At 45.3% G+C, this 20,683-nt stretch carries 17 protein-coding genes; 13 read left to right on the plus strand and 4 right to left on the minus strand.

Annotated elements, in window-relative coordinates:
• Window positions 1-33: 33 nt before the first annotated feature.
• The 3 genes from BLA28_RS25160 (at window position 34) to BLA28_RS25170 (ending at window position 3,992) form a co-directional block, all read left to right on the plus strand.
• Window positions 34-1,047 (plus strand): glycoside hydrolase family protein, encoded by a 1,014-nt coding sequence (locus BLA28_RS25160; RefSeq protein ID WP_141702909.1) that lies wholly within the window; start codon window positions 34-36, stop codon window positions 1,045-1,047.
• Between the two features lie 14 nt (window positions 1,048-1,061).
• Window positions 1,062-2,045: a family 43 glycosylhydrolase gene (locus tag BLA28_RS25165; protein WP_069156945.1), complete on the plus strand. Its 984-nt coding sequence runs from the start codon at window positions 1,062-1,064 to the stop codon at window positions 2,043-2,045.
• Between the two features lie 90 nt (window positions 2,046-2,135).
• Window positions 2,136-3,992, plus strand: coding sequence for a glycoside hydrolase family protein (locus tag BLA28_RS25170; RefSeq protein ID WP_069156946.1), 1,857 nt, complete (start codon window positions 2,136-2,138; stop codon window positions 3,990-3,992).
• Window positions 3,993-4,038: 46 nt separating this feature from the next.
• On the opposite strand, the gene BLA28_RS25175 is transcribed toward BLA28_RS25170, so the two are convergent.
• Window positions 4,039-4,494 (minus strand): GNAT family N-acetyltransferase, encoded by a 456-nt coding sequence (locus BLA28_RS25175; protein WP_069156947.1) that lies wholly within the window; start codon window positions 4,492-4,494, stop codon window positions 4,039-4,041.
• Between the two features lie 413 nt (window positions 4,495-4,907).
• On the opposite strand from BLA28_RS25175, the gene BLA28_RS25180 reads away from it, so the two are divergent.
• The 7 genes from BLA28_RS25180 (at window position 4,908) to BLA28_RS25210 (ending at window position 13,089) form a co-directional block, all read left to right on the plus strand.
• Complete coding sequence (locus BLA28_RS25180; protein ID WP_069156948.1) at window positions 4,908-6,599, plus strand: extracellular solute-binding protein; 1,692 nt, start codon at window positions 4,908-4,910, stop codon at window positions 6,597-6,599.
• A gap of 59 nt (window positions 6,600-6,658) precedes the next feature.
• Window positions 6,659-7,585 carry an ABC transporter permease gene (locus tag BLA28_RS25185; protein WP_069156949.1) on the plus strand — a complete coding sequence of 309 codons (927 nt, stop codon included), beginning with the start codon at window positions 6,659-6,661 and terminating at the stop codon, window positions 7,583-7,585.
• A gap of 10 nt (window positions 7,586-7,595) precedes the next feature.
• The gene (locus BLA28_RS25190; protein ID WP_069156950.1) at window positions 7,596-8,486 is read left to right on the plus strand and encodes a carbohydrate ABC transporter permease; all 891 of its coding nucleotides are present in this window, start codon (window positions 7,596-7,598) and stop codon (window positions 8,484-8,486) included.
• Window positions 8,487-8,536: 50 nt separating this feature from the next.
• Window positions 8,537-9,685 (plus strand): enolase C-terminal domain-like protein, encoded by a 1,149-nt coding sequence (locus BLA28_RS25195; protein ID WP_069156951.1) that lies wholly within the window; start codon window positions 8,537-8,539, stop codon window positions 9,683-9,685.
• Window positions 9,686-9,699: 14 nt separating this feature from the next.
• Window positions 9,700-10,659: an ArsR/SmtB family transcription factor gene (locus BLA28_RS25200; protein ID WP_009253612.1), complete on the plus strand. Its 960-nt coding sequence runs from the start codon at window positions 9,700-9,702 to the stop codon at window positions 10,657-10,659.
• A 268-nt stretch (window positions 10,660-10,927) separates the two neighbouring features.
• Window positions 10,928-12,211: a hypothetical protein gene (locus BLA28_RS25205; protein WP_069156952.1), complete on the plus strand. Its 1,284-nt coding sequence runs from the start codon at window positions 10,928-10,930 to the stop codon at window positions 12,209-12,211.
• 149 nt (window positions 12,212-12,360) lie between these two features.
• Window positions 12,361-13,089: a DUF5131 family protein gene (locus tag BLA28_RS25210; protein WP_069156953.1), complete on the plus strand. Its 729-nt coding sequence runs from the start codon at window positions 12,361-12,363 to the stop codon at window positions 13,087-13,089.
• A gap of 27 nt (window positions 13,090-13,116) precedes the next feature.
• Here BLA28_RS25210 and BLA28_RS25215 read toward each other — a convergent pair whose 3' ends face one another.
• The 3 genes from BLA28_RS25215 to BLA28_RS25225 all read right to left on the minus strand — a co-directional run bounded on the left by BLA28_RS25215 (window position 13,117) and on the right by BLA28_RS25225 (window position 16,670).
• Window positions 13,117-14,565 (minus strand): S1C family serine protease, encoded by a 1,449-nt coding sequence (locus BLA28_RS25215; RefSeq protein ID WP_069156954.1) that lies wholly within the window; start codon window positions 14,563-14,565, stop codon window positions 13,117-13,119.
• 174 nt (window positions 14,566-14,739) lie between these two features.
• The gene (locus tag BLA28_RS25220; protein ID WP_069156955.1) at window positions 14,740-15,558 is read right to left on the minus strand and encodes a polysaccharide deacetylase family protein; all 819 of its coding nucleotides are present in this window, start codon (window positions 15,556-15,558) and stop codon (window positions 14,740-14,742) included.
• Between the two features lie 107 nt (window positions 15,559-15,665).
• Window positions 15,666-16,670: a LacI family DNA-binding transcriptional regulator gene (locus BLA28_RS25225; protein ID WP_069156956.1), complete on the minus strand. Its 1,005-nt coding sequence runs from the start codon at window positions 16,668-16,670 to the stop codon at window positions 15,666-15,668.
• A gap of 315 nt (window positions 16,671-16,985) precedes the next feature.
• Between BLA28_RS25225 and BLA28_RS25230 the strand changes: the two genes are divergently transcribed.
• From BLA28_RS25230 to BLA28_RS25240, 3 genes are all read left to right on the plus strand, one after another.
• Entirely contained in the window at window positions 16,986-17,933 is a 948-nt protein-coding gene (locus BLA28_RS25230; protein ID WP_009253605.1) for an ABC transporter permease, read from the plus strand.
• A gap of 16 nt (window positions 17,934-17,949) precedes the next feature.
• Window positions 17,950-18,846 (plus strand): carbohydrate ABC transporter permease, encoded by an 897-nt coding sequence (locus BLA28_RS25235; RefSeq protein ID WP_069156957.1) that lies wholly within the window; start codon window positions 17,950-17,952, stop codon window positions 18,844-18,846.
• A 91-nt stretch (window positions 18,847-18,937) separates the two neighbouring features.
• Window positions 18,938-20,575, plus strand: coding sequence for an extracellular solute-binding protein (locus tag BLA28_RS25240; RefSeq protein WP_071699635.1), 1,638 nt, complete (start codon window positions 18,938-18,940; stop codon window positions 20,573-20,575).
• Window positions 20,576-20,683: the final 108 nt, after the last annotated feature.

Raw genomic sequence — 20,683 nt, forward strand, 5'->3', positions numbered from 1 at the left:
GTGCCGGTGAAAGAACGGCAGAAAGGATTTTTTATGGAAAAATATTTGTTTCGGCAAATGCCGCGTGGTTATGCCGGGGGCTGGTATGCACCGATTGATGAACCGGTGCTGGGGGGCTTATACGGTACCTGTTTTGATGTGGAGGTGGCAAAGGAAGATGATACATACCGAATGTGGTTTTCCTGGCGTCCGACGCGTTTGATCGGACATACCACCAGCAAAGACGGGATTCATTGGGAAATGCCGTCTGTAGTTCTGGCATCCGTACCGGGATCCGACTGGGAAGGATATGAGGTCAACCGTCCCACACTTGTAAAGAGGAATGGTCTGTACCATATGTGGTATACGGGACAGACAGTATCCAGTGAGTTTACGAAAGCCTCCAGTTCTATCGGCTATGCGACAAGTGTGGATGGACTGAACTGGGAAAGGCATCCTGAACCGGTTATGCGTCCTGAATATCCATGGGAAAAATATGCGCTGATGTGTCCGTTCGTTTTATGGGATGAAGAGAATTCCATTTACAGGATGTGGTATTCAGGAGGAGAACAATACGAGCCTGATGCCATCGGATACGCCACAAGTAAAGACGGCATTCACTGGGACAGGCTGGAAAATCCCATATTTGTACCCCGGGCCGACAGCTATTGGCAGTGCAAAAAGGTTACGGCTCCTTTCGTATTAGAGGTAGACGGCGGATATGTCATGTATTATATCGGATTTGACGGATCAGGCCACAGTGCTGTGGGTGCTGTCTGTTCTGAGGATGGAATAAGCGGCTGGACAGAACATCCGGATAATCCTCTGATTGCAGGAAAAGACGGCTCCTGGGATCATAACGGTATATGTAAGGTCAGCATTATTGAGGAAGAATCCGGCGGCTGTAAATTATGGTATAACGGCTGTAACCGCCAGCGTGAGGAAATAGGTATTCTTCTGAAGGATGAGTATCATACGATGTGGGGAGTGGAAGGTGCGCCTGTGGTGGAAAAGCAGAGAGAGCCTATTGAATATCAGGGACCTGTAGAAAAGAAAATGTGGCTTTAAAGGAGGAGCAAAGTATGAATCAAGCTATAAAGTGGATACCCCGTGGATGTTCCGGCGGTTGGACAAAACCTCTGACATCACCGGTCCTGGGACCAGAATATGGCACCAGTTTTGATATGCAGGTTCTGAAGGAAGACGGTAAATACCGCATGTGGTTTTCCTGGCGTCCGGTCAACCTGATTGGTTATGCGGAAAGTACGGACGGGATAACGTGGACTCTGCCCCGGGTAGTATTTACCCCGGATCCATCTTCTGACTGGGAAGCGCATGAGGTTAACAGGCCAAGCATCATTAAAAAAGACGGCATGTATCATATGTGGTATACAGGGCAGATGTTCCCCGGAAATGAAACACGGGGTTCCAGTGCAATCGGTTATACCACAAGTCCGGATGGAATTACCTGGACTCGTTATAATAAGCCGGTGCTGAGCCCTGAGGAAAAATGGGAAGGGATTTCCGTTATGTGTCCGGAAGTCCATTGGGATGAAAAACGTAATATATTCCGGATGTGGTATTCCGGCGGCGAGATGGAGGAACCGGATGCCATAGGCTATGCGGAAAGCAGTGATGGTATTCAGTGGATTCGTCACAGCAGTAATCCGATCTTTGTTCCCGACAGCAGTAAATTCTGTGAAATGAAAAAAGTTACGGCAGGGCATCTTCTGATACAGGAGGACTGGCACTATATGTTCTACATAGGCTTTGACGGCGACGGACGTCCTTCCTGCTGTCTGGCCCGTTCCAAAGATGGTATTTCCGGCTGGGAGCGCCATCCGGATAATCCGGTGATTGCCGGATCAGACGGATACTGGGATCATGACGGTGTATACCGTGTCAGTGTGGTGAAAGAGGATGATGGTTACAGCTTATGGTATAATGGCGCCAATTATCCGTACGAACTGATCGGATATGCAAGACATGAAGGATTCGATCTCGGTTTTGACAGTATGCCGGAACGTAATGACGGAGGTTACAGAGGCGTGCTTAATCTGATTTAAATACTGCTGCTCAAAGAATTCAGTACTGTATGGTGTGAACCCCATCTTTTCCCTGGAAAGATGGGGTTTTTCAGGAAAGGAATAAATACTATGTATCAGTCATTTTATTATAAACAGCTGACGCCCCCAAAGCTGAAACCGGAGGGCTGGATGTATCGTCAGCTGAGAACGCAGGCAGACGGATTATGCGGTAATCTGGATAAAGTATGGCCGGATATAAAGGAAAGCGGATGGACGGGAGGCGAAAAGGAAGGATGGGAGAGGGTTCCTTATTGGCTGGATGGATTCATTCCCATGGCCTGGCTGCTTGATGATTCTGACTTGAAGGCCTGTGCGGATAAATATATAAATGCAATTCTCAGCCGGCAGCAGGAGGATGGGTGGATATGTCCCTGTGATAAAGAAGAACGTCCCCGCTATGATATCTGGGCGGCTTTTCTCATCTGCAAGGTACTTGTGGTTTATTACGAATGTACGGAGGATGCGCGGATTGAGCAGGCTGTATACAAGGCGTTAAAATGCATTTCCAGGCATTTGGAGGTGCATACGTTGTTTGACTGGGGGGCTTCCAGATGGTTTGAATGTCTCATTCCATTGGGCTGGTTATACGATCGTCATCCGGAAAGGTGGATGCAGGATCTTGCCGTTTTACTGCGTGTACAGGGAGTTGATTATGAAAAGCTGTTTGAAAACTGGCCTTACCGGAAACCGCAGGAAAAAGGCCGCTGGAATTACCTCACCCATGTGGTGAATTTATCAATGTGTCTGAGATCAGATATGCTGTATAATTCATTTGAGGGAAGAAAAATTGGGGATTTTGCGGAAAAAGCGCTGAATATGCTTCTGGATTATCATGGGATGCCGATTGGACATTTCTCAGGTGATGAATGCCTTGCAGGGAAAAGTCCTTTAAGCGGAACGGAACTCTGCGGGATTGTAGAAGCTATGTACTCCTATGAATGGCTTTTATGCGGAACCGGCGGGGATATCTGGGCAGATCGTCTGGAGAATCTGGCATTTAATGCGCTGCCCGCCACAATCAGTTCAGATATGTGGACACACCAGTATGATCAGATGTCCAATCAGATTCAATGTTCGATACTGTCTCCGGAGAAAACTCCTTTTCTTACAAACAGCGGCGAAAGCCATATATTTGGCCTGGAACCGAATTATGGATGCTGTACGGCCAACTTTGGACAGGGATGGCCGAAGCTGGCAATGTCTGCGATCCTTTTAAGCAAAAAAGGAATTGCTGTGGGGGCGGTTCTTCCCTGTTCGGCAAGTATGGAAATTGATAGTACACAGGTATATTTTCAAATTGTGACGGATTATCCGTTTGCGGACGGATACCGGGTTATTGTGCAAACAGATCGTCCTGCTGAATTTGAAATTTCCCTGCGCATTCCGGACGGAGCTGCTGAAGCCTATGTTGACGGTGAAAAGGTTGAAGGAAATCGGTGTAAACTTCAGCGCAGGTGGGAAGGGAAAAGTGAAATAAATGTTGTATTTGCTTTCGAAGCAAAACTGCAGCCGCAATATGAAGATATGTATTATGTAAAGAGAGGCCCGCTTGTTTTTTCACTGCCGGTTAAGGCACAATGGCGTAAAAAGGAATTTGTACGTGATGGTGTGGAACGCAGATATCCATACTGTGATTATGAACTTTATCCGGAATCCGCGTGGAACTTTGCTTTTGCGGATGGGAAATTTATGTATAATAAAAAAAATCCGGGTATAGGGGCATTTGATTCCCAAAATCCACCGGTGTGCCTGAAAACAACGCTCTGTCCTGTGGAATGGCCTGCGGAAAATGGGGTGGCGGCCATAAGACCGTCTTCTCTGACTCCGGTTGGACCCGAGGTGGAAGCGGAGCTTGTTCCATACGGATGTACGGATCTGCGGATGACAGTTATGCCTGTTGCGGAACCTTACAGAAAAGAAATATAGCAGGTACGATAAGAAGCTGCCGGTATAATGATATGATATCGTATCATTACCGGCAGCTTTTTTCCAGGTAAACAAACCGTAATTCATCATTAACAGTCGTTTCTTTGAAAATCACATAGCCAAGCCGCTCATATAGCTTTATATTTCCTGTACTTCGGGTACTTGTAAATAATTCATAGCGTTCTCTTTGACAGAGCTGTTCAATTTCCAGCAGCAGCCTGGTACCAATCCCCTTTCTCTGCCAATCCGGATGAACAATTAACTTACCTATATATGCGGTGTCATGATTACAGAAGGCCCGTACGGAGCCCACGATTTTTCCGTCTTCATTAAGAGCTTTTAAAAGAATACCCTTTTCATATTCAGAATACACTTCAGGCGGAGTCTGCTTTAACGGCGGGATATCCGGATTATTAAATAATTTTGCTTCACTCTGATACGCCAGATACTGCAAAGCAAGTATTTCTTGTAAATCATCCTCGGTCGCTTTTTCAATAATCATCAGTATGCCCTCCCTTTTATCTTCCTTCTATGCTGCCTAATATATCCATATCCCCATTATGATCTTATGAAAGATTATTTTCAAGGAAAAAGTCATACGTTCTATTTTCTGATAATAAAAATTCTATCATATTCCACATTGTTTATACCTCAAAAATTGAAATGGTACAGCAGAGGTATTCGGCTTTTTTGAATGAATGCCGAAAGGTTGACACACAATAAATCATATGATTAAATAAAAATGTACTTCATAAAACGTTATTTTTTATGGAAAATATCTTATAATTAAGAGAGCGCTTTCAAAACCTATAGGATAATGGCACAAAACAAAAGGGTTCATACTTTTGAGTATTTCAGAAATTTTGAACTGGAATGGGTATCTTTATGGACTAGGTTAAGGAGGGTGTTTTTTTTATGCGAAAATATGGGAAATTAGTCAGTGCAGTTCTTAGTATCATGATGTTGGGTTCCTGTCTGGCCGGATGCGGGGCCGCTGCTGGTACGGGAGCAGAGGGCAGTACTGTGAGCAGTACGAATACAGAAGCGGACGGGAAAATAGGGGAAGAGGCCCAGGAAAATCTGCCGGAAATTATTGCCCGGGCGAAAGAGGATATGAATTTTAACGAAGAAGGATATCCGCTTGTAAATGATACGGTAAAGAAAACAATCATGATAAAAAAGCCCGGCAATATCGGTGATGTGAAAGAGATGGAAACGCTCCGTTATATTGCGGAGAAAATGAATATCGAAATAGAATGGATTGTGGTGGGTGCAGACGGCTGGAATGAACGCATTAATCTGATGCTTGCAACAAATGACCTGCCGGACATTATCATGAAAGGGGCTATTCCCAACCTTTCCACTGCGATTGAGGATGGACAGGTGATTGCGATCGATGAATTAATGGATGCCTACTCTGACGGATTAAAACCGCTGCTGGAAGAATATCCGGGAGTTGCCGTTTCGGCAAGAGCCTCCGATGGGAAATTATACACCCTGCCGGGCATTAATACGCTGAAGCCGAATCTGACAAGCCACAGGAATCTCTGGATCAACAAACAATGGCTTGACAATCTTAACCTGGAAATACCCACAACGACAGAGGAACTTCTGGATGTGCTGCGCAGCTTTCGTGATGAGGATGCGGACGGCGATGGGAATCCCAATAACGAAATTCCTTACGCAGTGGAAGATTCCGGCGCGGGACATACGGCCAGGGCGGACATTATTTCGGGGTTATTCGGACTGTATTATAACCTGGACTATGAAAATATAAAATTGGAAGAAGGAAAGGTCAGTTTCTTGAAAAATACGGACGAGTGGAAAGAAGTGCTTCAGTACATGAACGTTATGTATAAGGAAGGCCTTTTGGATAATGAGGTATATACGCAGACAGGCGACTCGTCTATCGGAAAAATATCCTCCGGTAACTGCGGCGTGTTCGGCTTGTCCTCAGATGACCTCTTTACCATGGTAAACGACCAGTATGTTGCTTTGGCCCCTGTGAAAAGCCCGAACGGAAAGGAGCCTGTGATTCAATTGGCGTCCAACAGCATGGGAAGTAATACTTTTATCACTGCTGCAGACGAAACACCGTGGGTTTCCTTCAGATTCCTTGACTATTTCTTTACGGAAGAGGGTTCCATGACGATTGGCTGTTTCAATGAAGACCTGATAGGGATTACCTGTCAGAAATATGATGACGGAACATGGGATTATACGGATGAAATGCTTCATGATGAACGAGGCGTTGCGGTAGCGGTTGGAGATGCCTGCCCGCTTCCCGGTGGCGGTTTTGGGTATTGGAGAAATGAAAAGAACTCAAATTATATTTATTCCGCCAAGGTACAGGAAAATGTTCCTGTGTGGGAACCGTATTATCAGAAGGATCCGGTTTACGGCACCCCGTTGTTCGATTCGGATACGCAGAAAAAGGTGGATGCGATCAGAACGGATCTTGATGTTTATGTTTCAGAATGTCAGGCGAAATTCATCACGGGTGAAATGAGCTTTGACGCCTGGGATGACTACTGTGCTACATTAAAATCTCTGGGTGTTGATGATCTGGTATCGTACTATCAGGACTATTATGATTCCCTTTCATAAAATTTCTGCCGATTATGATTACAGATAATGAATTTAATTAGGGAAGGGGGACGAGAAACTTGTCATCTAATCAGACAAAGAAAGAATCTTTATGGAAACGGATTCTGGCATGCAGGGAATTGTATTTGATGCTTCTGCTCCCTGTCATATGGTATATCCTGTTCCTGTATACACCCATGTACGGCATTTTGATAGCTTTTAAGGACTATCGTGCGGCGAGAGGCATATGGGGAAGTGAGTGGATCGGCCTCGAACATTTCAAACGCTTTTTCAGCAGTTTTTATTTTGGAAGGATTGTGGGAAACACACTGACGATTAATATCCTGAGCCTTTTGTTCGGCTTCCCTTTCCCTATTTTTCTGGCTTTGCTGCTGGGGGAACTGCGAAACGGAAAATTCAGGAAAGTGCTTCAGAATGTTGCTTATATACCGCATTTCCTTTCAGCGGTTATTGTGGTAAGTATCATGCAGCTGATCCTGAATCCCAATACCGGTGTATATAATATGATACGCCAGTGGTTCGGACTTCCCGTTACAAATTACTTTGCGTCAGTCGGTGCTTTTAAGCCGATGTACATCATATCCGGTATCTGGCAGAACATGGGATGGGATGCCATCCTCTATATTGCAGCCCTGGCGGGAATCGATACCACGCTCTATGAAGCGGCATCCATAGACGGAGCGGGAAGACTTCAAAAAATATGGCATATTTCGCTTCCGGGGATCAGCAGTACCATTACGATTATGCTGCTGCTGCGCTGCGGGCAGATTATGAATATCGGATATGAGAAGGTGCTCTTAATGCAGAACAGCCTGAATCAGGCATCCAGCGATGTGATTTCCACTTATGTGTACCGTGTGGGAATCTTGGAGGGTAATTTCGATTATTCAACGGCAATCAGTCTTTTTAATTCCGTATGTAATATTCTTCTGCTTCTGCTCGCAAATGCGATTGCAAAGCGGGTAAATGGGACGAGCTTATGGTAGGAGGCGGGTAATGAAACAAAGAATAAAAGAGAAAAAAGAAATTCCGCAGGATAAAGCGGTCAGTATTTTTTTCAATACGGTGGGAATTTTGATCCTGATTGTGGAAGCATATCCTTTGATTTATGTACTCAGCGCTTCCTTCAGTTCTTCGGATGCGATATCCCTGGGAAAAGTTTATTTGTGGCCGGTAGAATTCAGTATGGAAGGCTACAAAATGCTGGTTCAAAATTCCCAGATCCTGAACGGATTTAAGAACAGCATTATTTATATGGGACTTGGTGTTCTCCTTAATATGTCGCTTACGATGCTGCTGGCTTTTCCGCTGTCCAGAAAGGAGCTGCCGGGAAGGAATCTGATCACTGTTTTTGTCGCAGTTACCATGTATGTCAGCGGCGGGTTAATACCGACATTTCTGCTCGTAAGCAAACTGGAACTGGTTGATACGCTTTGGGGGCTGATTTTACCGACTGCGATCTCGACGACAAATATGATTATAATGAGGACATATTTTAACTCCACGATACCGGAAGAATTGAGGGAAGCGGCTTTTTTGGACGGCTGCAGCTATACGAAATATTTTCTCAGGATAGTAATTCCGTTATCGGCGCCCATTTTGGCAGTGATTGCCCTGTATTATGCGGTTGATTCATGGAATACATATTTTAACGCGCTGATTTACCTGCGTTCCACGGAGAAAGCAAATCTTCAGCTTGTACTGAGGGATATCCTTTTGGCGAATCAGGTGAGTTCAGGAGACGGTTCCTATGCGGAAAATTCAAAGCTTGGCGTTACGATAAAATATGCGGTTATTGTAGTCAGCTGCGTACCCATGTTAATTGTTTATCCTTTTGTACAGCGTTATTTTACAAAGGGTGTTATGATAGGATCGATAAAGGGCTGAAATCAAATGACGGAAAGGCAGTGAAATCTAAAATTGGGAGGAAAAGAGAAATGAAGCAATCCTGCTGTGAATTATGGAATCAGGAGCTGAAAGGGCATCAGATTGAACGGGTGCAGTTTTATCGGTGCCGGGCAAGATATCCGAGGCTGCACGGGAAAAATGCAATCCGGGGTTATCACGGTTTCGGCGGAGAGATTGAAGTGGCCAAACTGACTACGAAGGACGGAATCACAGGCTGGGGACAGCTGAGCAGAGGCATGGATGAGGCAAAAAGGAATAAGGAGCTTTTGCTGAAACGTCCCCTTACGGAGCTTTTTGATTCCGGGACGGGAATCCTGGATGAAAAGCTGCTGGCCTTTGATATCCCGCTGCACGATTTGGCAGGGAAAATTCTGGGAATTCCTGTATGCCGCATGATCAATCCGGATTCGGTGCTCCGCGCACCTGTGTATGACGGGGCGATTTATATGAACGATATCATACCGGAGGATGCTCCTTTTGGAGTCGATCGGGTGATACAGGAGAGTGTGGCTGATGTGCGTTTGGGCCATACGATACTGAAAGTAAAAATCGGCAGAGGGCATCGATGGATGGAGCATGGGGAAGGAATGGCGAGGGATATTGAGATTGTCAGACGGATTCATGAGACTCTGCCGGGGATTGCCATTATGGTGGATGCAAACGATGGGTATACGCTGGAGGATGCCATTGCCTTTCTTGAGGGAATCGGTGATACGGAGATATTCTGGTTTGAAGAGCCATTCCGTGAGGAAGAAGGGAAAAACCGGCTGCTGAAGGATTATTTATTGAAGGAACGGCCCGGTACTCTGATTGCGGACGGAGAATCCGATACAGATATCCCGCTGTTGAGAGGACTGGCGGAAAAGAAGCTTCTTGATGTATGGCAGCCGGATGTCTGCGGCTATGGATTTACCAAATGGAGAACCCTGATGAAGGAAATCAGCCAAAACGGCTGGCTGGCGTCACCGCATGCATGGGGAAATGTAACGAAAACACATTATTGTGCACATCTTGCCGCAGCGTATCCTCATCATATTCCCTGCGTGGAAGCTGTTTTAGGCTCCATAGAGGGTGTGGATTTTGACGGATACTGCCTGGAAAGAGGAACAATGAAGATTCCCGACAAACCGGGCTTTGGCATGGATCTCATCTGGGCAGGTGAAATAACCGATTCCTGAAGGGAGGACTTGAAATGATAGACAGTGGGAAGGAAACAGCGGAGTTCAGTTTGGATGATAAGCACGGCCTGCGGAAGATGGCAAGGGCGCTTTCCTCTGAAACAAGACTTACTATTCTGGAAACGCTGCAGTCCGGAAGCAGAAGCATCGGCGAGTTATCTGAGGAACTGCAGATCCCCATGTCTACCGTTTCAACTTCGGTGAGTATTCTGGAAGAGAGCGGACTGATTATTGCCAAAAATAAATCACAGGAGCGCGGCATGCTAAAGCTTTGTTCTCCTTCCGTATCCCAGGTGATTTTCAATCTGAACAATATCGGATCCGTTGAAACGGATGAGACACCCCAAAGTCTTACCATGAGCATGCCGGTAGGATGTTATACGGATGCACAGAATATTACGCCTACCTGCGGTATGTGCAATGAGTATTCGATAATTGGGGAAAAGGATAATCCGCTTTGCTTTTTCCATCCGGATCGATTTCAGGCCCAGAGAGTCTGGTTTCATTCCGGTTTCCTGGAATATCGTTTTTCCTTTGCCTTTATGTATGACATCACTCTGAAATGGCTTGAAATATCCTTTGAAACATGTTCGGAAGCGCCAATGTACAGAGATCCGTGGAAGAGTGACATCAGTGTTTTTGTGAACGATAAAAAACTTGGAATTTTTGAGAGCCCCTGCGACTGCGGGGGTGCCCGCGGAGTTCTGACTCCATCCTGGAACAGCATATTATCCACTCAATATGGATTTTTAATCACATGGCGGCTGGACGAAAGCGGCACATATCTTGATGGGATCAGGACCAGCAGGCTTACTATTTCGGATATCCGTTTTTCTGACTTGCCTTACATCAGTGTTAAAATCGGTGTTGCGGAGGATGCTGTTCATTTGGGGGGCGTGAATCTGTTCGGGGATAAGTTTGGGAATTATGCACAGCCTTTGGTGCTTAAACTGGGGTATCAGCTGGATAAATGAAGGCTGTTGAGGTGTAAGGGATTCTGGAATATAACTTCTGATATTATGATAACGGACTTAGAGGGCGTCGGTCAGACGCCCTCTATTTGTTTGCCTCTATTAAAATTCGTGATTTATTGCCTTATAAATTCACACAGAGAAATCAGAGGATAACGTAAATAATTATACATAAAAAACAGTAGAGATGACTAATATATTGAGAAAATATGCCGATTCTATAGTATAGAAACAAACAGATTATCACATAAAAGAAAGGAGTGTTTCCAAAATGATTATTCTAGGTCACGTCGGAATACAAAGCTATTATAACAAGGTTTCTTCCGCATCAACGCGTTCTGCTTTGGAGAAAATTGCGGAACGGTTACTGGCCAGGCAGCCCCAGAATTACAACCAACCCAATGTAGACAGGGTAGAATTGTCTTCTTCTGCAGAAGAATATGCCAGAATGCATGGATATGAAAACAAACTGCAGAGAATAGATTTTGGGTGCGAGGTCAAGCAAGCGGAACCAATGCACGTTCCAGAATTACTGCCACCATCAGAAGTGATTGATTATACGGAGCATGACGCTCTGATGAACCAGTATATGAAGCAGTACCGCTTTGAGGAGGGGAAGCCGATGAGGCTGTGTGCCCCCGGTATGGTAAGTGACGAGAAGCTTGAAAATTTCCGTAAGGAACTCAATGAAAATGGCCTGGGCGAGGATATTGATTGGCGGGGTGTCATAGAAGATTTTTGTTCCATGGATATCAGATTTGGTAATGTGGAACGTCTGGAAACCAAAGCAGATTATATAGCCTCCAGGTATGCGGTGCTGAAGGACAGGATTCAGACGCAGTATGCCGGCGATGAACAAAAGGCTCAAATGGATAAGCTGGATAGTATATATAATCAGGCAAAAGAGGAAATGGCCGATACATATGCGCAAAATATCGGAGGATTTTATGAAGATTTGGGGCAGACAGGAGTCATAGAGGATATGAGGTCAAGTGTCCTGGCGATGGTAGATGAAAGGGAAGCCGCTTATGAGACGTATTTGGCTGGTGCGGGTGACTATGCCAACCTGAAAGACTCGGAAGACAGTTGGCTTGCACAGGATGATGCTTATTTAGCAGCGCGGCTGCGGGATAGTTTTGCGGCAGATGGGGGCAATATACAATCTGGTTCCTCAAAGGCTGTATACAGTGGCGATGATTTGACATTTGCGGGAGTTTATGCAAAATCACTCTCTCAGCAAATAAAAAACGCCGGACACGTATGGGAGGTATGGCGGCCGTGCGAATCCGACAGTGAGCTGGGAAAATTTTTGGTTAAACAATATCAGGACACAAGACAAATTGTTGCTGATGCGGGTGTCAGCGATAAACTGGCCGGAATAATCCAAAACACATTCCGTCCATTCATGGAAAAATTTATGGATGCGCTGGACGGCCAAATTGATAAGAATCTGGCAATGGTAGAAAACAAACCCTGGATGGGCGGAGTCCTTCGCTTGGACTATATTAACCGCAATGCCGTTTACCGGATGTATCTTTCTATTATTGGCAAATAATATTTCCTCATGTTCCGAAAGGATAGAAAGCTGTCAAACTAATAAAAACAGAACAAATGTTCCTGTGCCTATTGCATGCCATATCCCAGTCTATTATAATGAAAATAGAAACTGAACACCTATAATTTATCTGGCTGGGAGGTGACCGGATGGCAGTTTGGAATCCATGGCATGGCTGTAAAAAGATCAGCCCGGGCTGCAGAAATTGTTATGTTTACCGGAGAGATGCCGAGTTCGGCAGGGACAGCAGCGTCGTAACACAGACGGCAAATTTTTCCCTGCCCATAAAATGCAGCCGAAGGGGAGAATATAAGCTGAAAACGGACGGGGAAAGTATTTATACCTGTATGACATCGGATTTTTTCCTGGAAGAAGCGGATCAATGGCGGCCTGAGGCCTGGAACATGATACTGCTGCGGGGCGATCTGCATTTTGTCATCATTACCAAAAGAATCCACCGTTTCCGCACAGGCCTGCCGGAAGACTGGGGAGAAGGGTACGATAATGTTACCATCTGCTGTACCTGTGAAAACCAGAACCGGGCAGATTACCGGCTTCCCATTTTGCTGGAGCTTCCCATAAAACACAGAACCGTGATTCACGAACCCATGCTGGAACCCATAGATATCCGCAGGTACCTGTCAACAGGATGTATTGAACAGGTAACCTGCGGAGGAGAGTCCGGCCCTGAGGCACGCCTCTGTGACTTCGGCTGGATTTTAAATTCCATGGAACAATGTGTGGAATACAATGTCCCATTTTGGTTTAAACAGACCGGCGCGCTCTTTAAAAAAGGGAACCGGATATATCACATTGAGAGGAAGGACCAGATGGACCAGGCGGAAAAAGCGGGGGTTAATTATAACTGTGGAGTATAAATGGGACGTACCCGTCTTTTCTGTCATTTAATAAAATGCACTCATGTCTTTCTGCGAATTTGCTTCCGGCTGTCCGGAGCTTCCGCTTTGGGAGCCGGAATTTACCGCGTGTCCAAGAGTAACGGATACCGTTTTTTCCGTGTAGGCGTTATCACTGCCGATAGTCTGGATAGTGAGTTCCACGGTTTCCCCTGCCGGATAATACTGTAGAAGTTCAGTCAGCTCCTGGATCTGGGTAATGTTTTTACCGTCAAATTTTGTAATGACGTCGCCCTTCCTGAGCCCTGCCTTCTCTGCCCCGCTGCCTTCAGTTACGCCGGCAACATAGACACCGGAAGGAATGCCATACACACTGTTTACGGATTCTGTGACTGTGATCCCGGTAATACCGATGCTGGATTTCTGATCTTCAGTAACTTTGCTTCTGGTAGTTTCGTTCATCAGTTTTTCGATAATGTCGGAAACTCTGGAAACAGGGATGGCATAGCCCATGCCTTCCACTTCCGTGCTGGCTAATTTAGCGGAATTGATTCCGATGACTTCACCCTTCATATTAACCAGCGCACCGCCGCTGTTGCCGGGGTTGATGGCCGCATCGGTCTGGATATAGGCGGGCTGGTCTGCGGAGTCCTCCGATGTATTTGCGGTATTCATGTTGGAGTTCAGGGTACGGTTGGTGGCGCTTACGATACCCGTGGTAACGGACTGGCCATAACCCAGGGCATTGCCGATGGCGACAACCTGTTCGCCGACCTTAAGGGAATCGGAATCGCCGATGGAAGCAACGGCTATCTGTGACATGGTATCCGCAGATATGCTTTCCAGAGGAACTGCGATTACGGCAAGATCGTTGTCCGGATCCGTACCCTTTGTATTCGCTTCATATACCTGGTTGTCATTGAAAGCGACGGAGAGTGTATCGGCGTCTGCAATCACATGATAATTGGTGACAATCAGGAGTTCCGTATCATTTTTCCCAATGATAATACCGGAACCGCGGCTTTCTGTTTCCTGGGGAATGGTTTCTCCGCTGTAGCCGTAACCGAACAGGCTGAAATAATTCTGTACCTCCTGTACCGATTTATTTGTAATGGATACAATGGAGGGCATTACGGCTTGTGCAATGTCGGAAACATCCAGGCTGCCCTTTCCGTCGGCTGTACTCGGAAGAGAGGCAGTCTGCAGAAGGCTGGCTGTATTGTTTCCCGCAGAAGCCGCTGCGGATTCAGCTGCCGGTGTTTGGTAGCCGGTTAAATAATTGACTGCCTGGAAGGAACCTGCGGCTACACCGCCGAAAAGGATGGCGCTTAAGGTGATGGCTCCGGCTTTTTTCAGGATCCGCGCCTTCTTTCCCGTATGTCCGGGATTCGGAGAGGCGGACGGTTTATGAGGCTCTGCAGGCCCGTTCTCCGGCATGCCGTTGTAATTATACATCTGGTTTCTGTTTTCGTAGTGTTCATTCTGATATTCAAACATAATGGTCAGCTCCTTTTTATGCTAAACTTTGTTTTCCTTGTTTCGATAGTTGTAGTATAAAAAGGAATTGTGATGGAATTATTATAAAATTGTGATGAAATTGCGAAAAAAGCAGGGAAAAAGTGTGTTTTCCTGCTTTTTTCTTTAATACGGAATCATATCCGGTTCCGTATTTCAGTTGTTTTCCACTCCGGGCAGCTGTGTAAGGGAACGGAAGCTGTACCCCATTTCCTCCCATTTTGTGAGAAGTTCATCCAGGATTTCCCCGTTGGTTTTCGAAGTATTATGTAACAGGACGATAGCGCCGGGGTGAACCCTTTTCAGCAGCTTATTGAAGGCTTCTTCATGGGTGGGCTGATTATCCTGCTCCCAGTCCACATACGCGAGGCTCCAGAAAAAGGTTTTGTATCCCAAATCACTGGCGATCTGCAGGTTGTTTGCACTGTATTTCCCCTGAGGCGGCCGGTAAAATTTCTGCATGGGCTGGCCGAAGGTCTGCTCATAAAGCGTTTCCAATTCTCCCAGTTCTTTTGTAAAGGCCTCTTTATCCATCTGAGACATATCCGGGTGATGGTAGCTGTGGTTTCCCACGATATGCCCTTCGTCCAACATCCTTTTCACCAGATCGGGGCTGGTTTCCAGATAATTTCCAACAATAAAAAAGGTTGCCTTAACATTGTGCTTTTTCAGGGCATCCAGAATGGCGGGCGTGTTTCCGTTTTCAAACCCGCAGTCAAACGTGAGGTAAAGTACCTTTTCCTGTGTGTTTTCCGCATAAAAAGCGTTATATTTCGCCAGCTCTTCAAAGGAGGCATTGGCAACGGGAGGCTTGCCGTCTTCCCGGAAGCTCAGGCCCCAGTTGCCTTCGGCAGGGAGGACTGACGATGAAATGACGGCATCCACGGCCTGCGCCAGAAAGCGGCCGGCTAAAAATGCCAGAATGAACAGGAAGAGGATTCCGGTGATACCTTTGATTATTTCTCGATTTTTCATATGGGATTTCCGGTTTTCTTACAGGATATGTGCCGGAAAGCGGTTTTATGTCTGTGGTATATAAGAGACGATAACAGAGAAGCAGCAGCGCGAGAAAAAAGTTCCGCCTACCGTATTGTAGTTCCTCCATATTCATATTTTACGGGAAGAAGTGTCAGGCTGGGAAGCGCGGACCGATCTTCCTCAAGTAAAATTTCCACGCATTTTTCCGCAAGCTGCCTGACGGGCTGGCATATGGAAGAAACAAACAGTTCGTCATCTTCATTCCCAAATTTATGTATGCCGTCAAACCCAATTATCTGGACATCTTCAGGAACGCGGTAGCCCTCCTGGCGAAGAAGCTTGGCAAACATGTACCCATGATAATCCGTATGAGCAAAAACACCATCAAAAGTCAGGGTATTGTCGGCTTTTTTATGTTTATACAGAAAGTCTTTCATTTGGACAGACAAGTCCTCATTGTCAAGCATATCAAGGTAATCCGGTTCAAGTCCGTGTTTGCTGCAGGCATAAAGATAACCATCTTTTCTTTTATCGGATTCGCCCGGAAAAACAGAATGAAAGCGTACGTAGACAGGATGACGGCAGCCGAATTCCAACAGCTTTTCAATGGCAAGACATGCGCCTGCATAATTGTCAGAGGCAACTCTCGGAATTACGTGATTTTCAAAGAAACGGTCGAAAACAACAATGGGAAGATCCTTTCCGATATATTTTCCTATATCGGAATAAGTAAGCGCTATAACGCCGTCGACCTTATTCTGTGTAGCCATGCTGAGACAGGAAACCTCTTTTTCCGGTATTCCGTCTGCACAGCAGAGCAGCAGTTTAAGCCCTCTCTTGTAAAGCGCGCCTTCTATATGATCGGTAAAGGCAGCAAAAAAAGGGTTGGTGGTATTGGGAATGATAAGCGCGATGAGATTGCTTTTCTGGGTCTTTAACCCGCGGGCATATGTGTTTACTTCATAATCCAATGCTTTGATTGCCGCCTCTACTTTTTCTTTATATGCATCGCCTACAGGAAGGCCGTTAATGACTTTTGAGACAGTGCCAAGAGCAACACCGGCTTCCCTCGCAACATCCTTCATGGTAGGAGCATTTTTTTTGTTCATATTTTGTATGTTCCTTTCAAAATAACAATATTTGCAGAGCTGTAAAGAAAAAGATATTACTTTTAATATTAACATTTGCAGATGAATATAGAAATAGTAATTTCACCATTCAGAATCCTATTATAATACAATTAGTGAAACGTTACAATCTGAAATAATGACTGAAATCGGATATAATAGTTTGTATAAATTCAATAAAATATACTGATTGCACAAAAATATCACTTTTTACGCTTGACAGATGGGTCCCTTAACAGTAATATAAAGGCATGAATCATGAAACGTTTCACAATGGAAATATGAGGAGGATGGAGGATGAAGAAATCAAAGCAGAATGCTGTGACACTGCCGCCGCGAAAATCTATAGGAAAGCAGATGCTGAAGCATTGGGAATTTTATGTGCTGCTGCTGCCGGGAATTGTATTAACAATTATTTTTAAGTATGTTCCTATTTACGGAGTGCAGATTGCATTCAGGGACTATAATGCGGTGGATGGCTTTTGGGGCAGCGCCTGGGTGGGACTGAAATGGTTTGAGCGCTTTTTCAACAGCTATAACAGTGTACGTATGATACGGAATACGGTACTGCTAAGCCTCTACAGCATATTGTGGACATTTCCCATACCGATAATATTAGCATTATTGATAAATCAGGTAAAAGGGAAAAAGTTTCAAAGGGTAACACAGACTGTAATATATGCGCCTCATTTTATTTCCATAATGATTTTATGCGGTATGCTCCGGATTTTTCTTTCACCCTACGGCGGTCTGATAAATGTTATTGCACAGGCGCTGGGAGCGCCGGAAGCGGTGAATTACATAGATTCGGCATCTGCATTCCGGACAATATATATCTCTTCCAGTATCTGGCAGGATGCGGGATGGGGAACGATTATTTACCTGGCTACCCTGTCCAGTGTGGATGCATCGCTCCATGAAGCCGCCAAAGTGGACGGGGCAAGCACCTGGCAGAGGATTCTCCATATCGATATTCCGGAACTGGTTCCCATCATAGTTATACAGCTAATTATGCAGTTCGGAAATCTGATGAATGTGGGATTTGAAAAGGCATTTTTGCTTCAGACGAACCTTAATAAGGAGACCTCTGAAATCATTGCCACTTATGTATATGAGCAGGGTATGTTAAAGGCAATGTACAGCTTTTCCACGGCTGTGGGGCTGTTTAATACAGCGGTAAATATTATTTTGCTGATTGCTGTTAATAAAATATGCAAAAAGCTGTCTGACGTAAGCTTTATATGAGGAAGGAGAATAGGAGATGAACAGGAAAAAATTCAGATTTACATCGGACAAGCTGTTCGATTTGTTTAACTATGCGTTCCTTCTTATCCTTGTGCTTATCATTGCATACCCTCTTTATTATGTATTGATTGCTTCTTTTTCGGATCCATATGAGGTTTATGCGGGAAAAACATTTTTGCTTCCTTCCAAGATTACGTTTGAGGGTTACGCCAGAGTGTTCAAGGAAAAATCAATTGCGACAGGCTATATCAACAGTATCTATTATACGATTCTGGGAACTGTAGTTTCCGTAGCGCTTATCATTACCACCGGTTATTGTGTTTCGAAGAAAACGCTGCCCTTTCGAAGAAGTATTATGCTCTTTTATGTATTTACCATGTACTTTAACGGAGGCTTGATTCCCACCTATCTGGTGGTTGCCAAAATGGGGCTGCTTAACAGTGTATGGTCGCTGATTCTTCCCGGAGGGGTGGCGGTATTCAATGTGATTGTGGCGAGAACATTTTTTGAGAGCAGTATTCCCGAAGAGCTTTACGAAGCGGCTGCTATTGACGGAAGCAGCAATATGAGAACCTTTTTCAAAATTGCCCTGCCGCTTTCCAAACCCATTCTTGCAGTAATGGTTATTTTTACAATGGTAGCTTACTGGAATGACTGGTTTACAGCCTTGATTTATATGAGTGAAAAATCCAAATATCCATTACAGCTGGCATTGCGCCAGGTTTTAATTCAAAGCCAGGCAACAGCGACAATGATAGGGAATATGGACGGCGGCTATGCGGAAGCGAATAAGATAACAGAATTGATAAAATTTGCATCTATCGTAGTGGGATCCGTACCGATGCTGATAGCCTACCCTTTTGTACAGAAATATTTTGAAAAAGGTTTTATGGCCGGTGCAGTGAAGGGCTAATCAAAAGCTGCCGGTATGAAAAACCTCCCTGGACTGCAAATAAGTGCAGATATGTAAAGGGAGTACATATTAACGAATGGAGGATATAAGTATGAAAAGGAATCTGAAAAAACTGATGGCGGCAGGAATGACTGCATTACTGGTGCTGTCCACGGCGGCCTGCGGCAGTAAAGGAGGCGGGGAAACGGCACAGGCAGACACTTCCCAGACAAATTTCAAAATATTTGCGGGCGTCAGCGCGCTGTCTCCTGATAACAGCGAAAAACCGCTGGTTAAGCAGATGAATGAAGCGATGGGAGTGACGGTTGAGTGGAACTGTGTATCCGGGGATACCTTAACGGAAAAGAAAAATCTTCTGCTGAATGCAGGAAATGATCTGCCGGATGCCCTGATGTCGGCGGCTATGACCGACAGCGAGCTTATTACTTACGGCGGCAACGGGATGCTTATTGCGCTGGAAGACTATATTAATGAAGAGACTATGCCGAATCTGATGAAAATTGTGGAGAAGCGTCCGGAACTGCTTGCCACATGTACCATGCCGGATGGTCATATTTATGGACTTCCCACAATTTCAGAAATGGGATTTGAACATACGGATGGAAATACCTACTATATTGGAGCTATCCCTCAGTTTACAGCGATAAACACGGACTGGCTGGAAGCTGTAAATATGGAAATGCCCTCTACGGTAGATGAACTTCATGACATACTGAAAGCATTTAAGGAAAATGATGTAAATGGCAATGGGGATCCGACCGATGAAATCCCGCTCTCCTTTATTTTCCCTGAGAAAAATGGTTCCTGGTGTGCAGGTATCGGAACACTGCTTGCTCCTTTTGGATGTACGGATTATCAGCTTGACCATAGGGCGATAAAGGATGGAAAAGTATATTATCAGGCATCCTCTGAGGAATATAAAAATGCGATCGCCTATTATCACACATGGTTTGAAGAGGGGCTGATTGATATCGAAGTATTTTCACAGGATTCCAGTCAGTATATTGCAAAAGGAAATGGAGAGGATCCTCGTCTCGGAGTATTTGTATGGTGGGAAATCCCTGAGGTTGTGGGTGCACAGCGCGCAGAAAGCTATGAATATCTGCCTATACTGGACGGACCGGACGGCACACACCGAGTGAAGCTGAACGAAATGGGAACTACAGGGCGCGATAAGTTTTCCGTGACGAAGGCTTGTAAGAATCCGGAACTGCTTCTTAAATGGGTGGATCAGATGTACGATCCAATCATCAGTATGCAGGCTATCTATGGACCGATCGGCACCTACTGGGCGGAAGAACCGGATGAAAACGGCTGTTATTCCATGAGAGAGCTTAAGGATGGTGAGACGGCAGGGGAACTGAAATCCAAATCGGAACTGCAGGGGCCTACAGAACAGCTGGCTGAAGATTACGGCACCTATTATTATCTGGAGGACCGTGCTCAGGAGAGGCTGGATGATTTAAAGAATTTCTGGTTTAACTATGTAGATAGTACAGAGTATTATCCTACCGTAACCTTTACGGCAGAAGAAATTGAAGTAATAAATGACAAACTCAGCGATATTAAAGCACTGACGGAGGAAAAAACCGCACATTGGCTGAGAGACGGAGGTATTGAGGAAGAATGGGATCAGTACCTGAGTGATTTGGAAAACATGGGATTAAATGATGTCATCAGCTCATGGCAGGCGGCCTATGACCGTTATCAGGAAGCGCTTGGCAAGTAATACCCGCAGTGAATGATAGATAAATACGGCTGCTTTGCATGCGGCAGATTAACAGGGCAGGCAGATTTTCTGCCTGCCCTGCTGATATCAGGGAACAGCGGATGAAAG

This window comes from Eisenbergiella tayi, from assembly GCF_001881565.1.
Lineage (GTDB): Bacteria > Bacillota > Clostridia > Lachnospirales > Lachnospiraceae > Eisenbergiella > Eisenbergiella tayi.

What these genes read in the sequence shown, in the direction of transcription:
- BLA28_RS25210 (WP_069156953.1), top strand. Translation starts at nt 12,361, where the DNA reads ATGGCAGTTTGGAATCCATGGCATGGCTGTAAAAAGATCAGCCCGGGC.
- BLA28_RS25190 (WP_069156950.1), top strand. Translation starts at nt 7,596, where the DNA reads ATGAAACAAAGAATAAAAGAGAAAAAAGAAATTCCGCAGGATAAAGCG.
- BLA28_RS25235 (WP_069156957.1), top strand. Translation starts at nt 17,950, where the DNA reads ATGAACAGGAAAAAATTCAGATTTACATCGGACAAGCTGTTCGATTTG.
- BLA28_RS25225 (WP_069156956.1), bottom strand. Translation starts at nt 16,670, where the DNA reads ATGAACAAAAAAAATGCTCCTACCATGAAGGATGTTGCGAGGGAAGCC.
- BLA28_RS25195 (WP_069156951.1), top strand. Translation starts at nt 8,537, where the DNA reads ATGAAGCAATCCTGCTGTGAATTATGGAATCAGGAGCTGAAAGGGCAT.
- BLA28_RS25230 (WP_009253605.1), top strand. Translation starts at nt 16,986, where the DNA reads ATGAAGAAATCAAAGCAGAATGCTGTGACACTGCCGCCGCGAAAATCT.
- BLA28_RS25200 (WP_009253612.1), top strand. Translation starts at nt 9,700, where the DNA reads ATGATAGACAGTGGGAAGGAAACAGCGGAGTTCAGTTTGGATGATAAG.
- BLA28_RS25240 (WP_071699635.1), top strand. Translation starts at nt 18,938, where the DNA reads ATGAAAAGGAATCTGAAAAAACTGATGGCGGCAGGAATGACTGCATTA.
- BLA28_RS25215 (WP_069156954.1), bottom strand. Translation starts at nt 14,565, where the DNA reads ATGTTTGAATATCAGAATGAACACTACGAAAACAGAAACCAGATGTAT.
- BLA28_RS25170 (WP_069156946.1), top strand. Translation starts at nt 2,136, where the DNA reads ATGTATCAGTCATTTTATTATAAACAGCTGACGCCCCCAAAGCTGAAA.
- BLA28_RS25175 (WP_069156947.1), bottom strand. Translation starts at nt 4,494, where the DNA reads ATGATTATTGAAAAAGCGACCGAGGATGATTTACAAGAAATACTTGCT.
- BLA28_RS25220 (WP_069156955.1), bottom strand. Translation starts at nt 15,558, where the DNA reads ATGAAAAATCGAGAAATAATCAAAGGTATCACCGGAATCCTCTTCCTG.
- BLA28_RS25205 (WP_069156952.1), top strand. Translation starts at nt 10,928, where the DNA reads ATGATTATTCTAGGTCACGTCGGAATACAAAGCTATTATAACAAGGTT.
- BLA28_RS25160 (WP_141702909.1), top strand. Translation starts at nt 34, where the DNA reads ATGGAAAAATATTTGTTTCGGCAAATGCCGCGTGGTTATGCCGGGGGC.
- BLA28_RS25180 (WP_069156948.1), top strand. Translation starts at nt 4,908, where the DNA reads ATGCGAAAATATGGGAAATTAGTCAGTGCAGTTCTTAGTATCATGATG.
- BLA28_RS25165 (WP_069156945.1), top strand. Translation starts at nt 1,062, where the DNA reads ATGAATCAAGCTATAAAGTGGATACCCCGTGGATGTTCCGGCGGTTGG.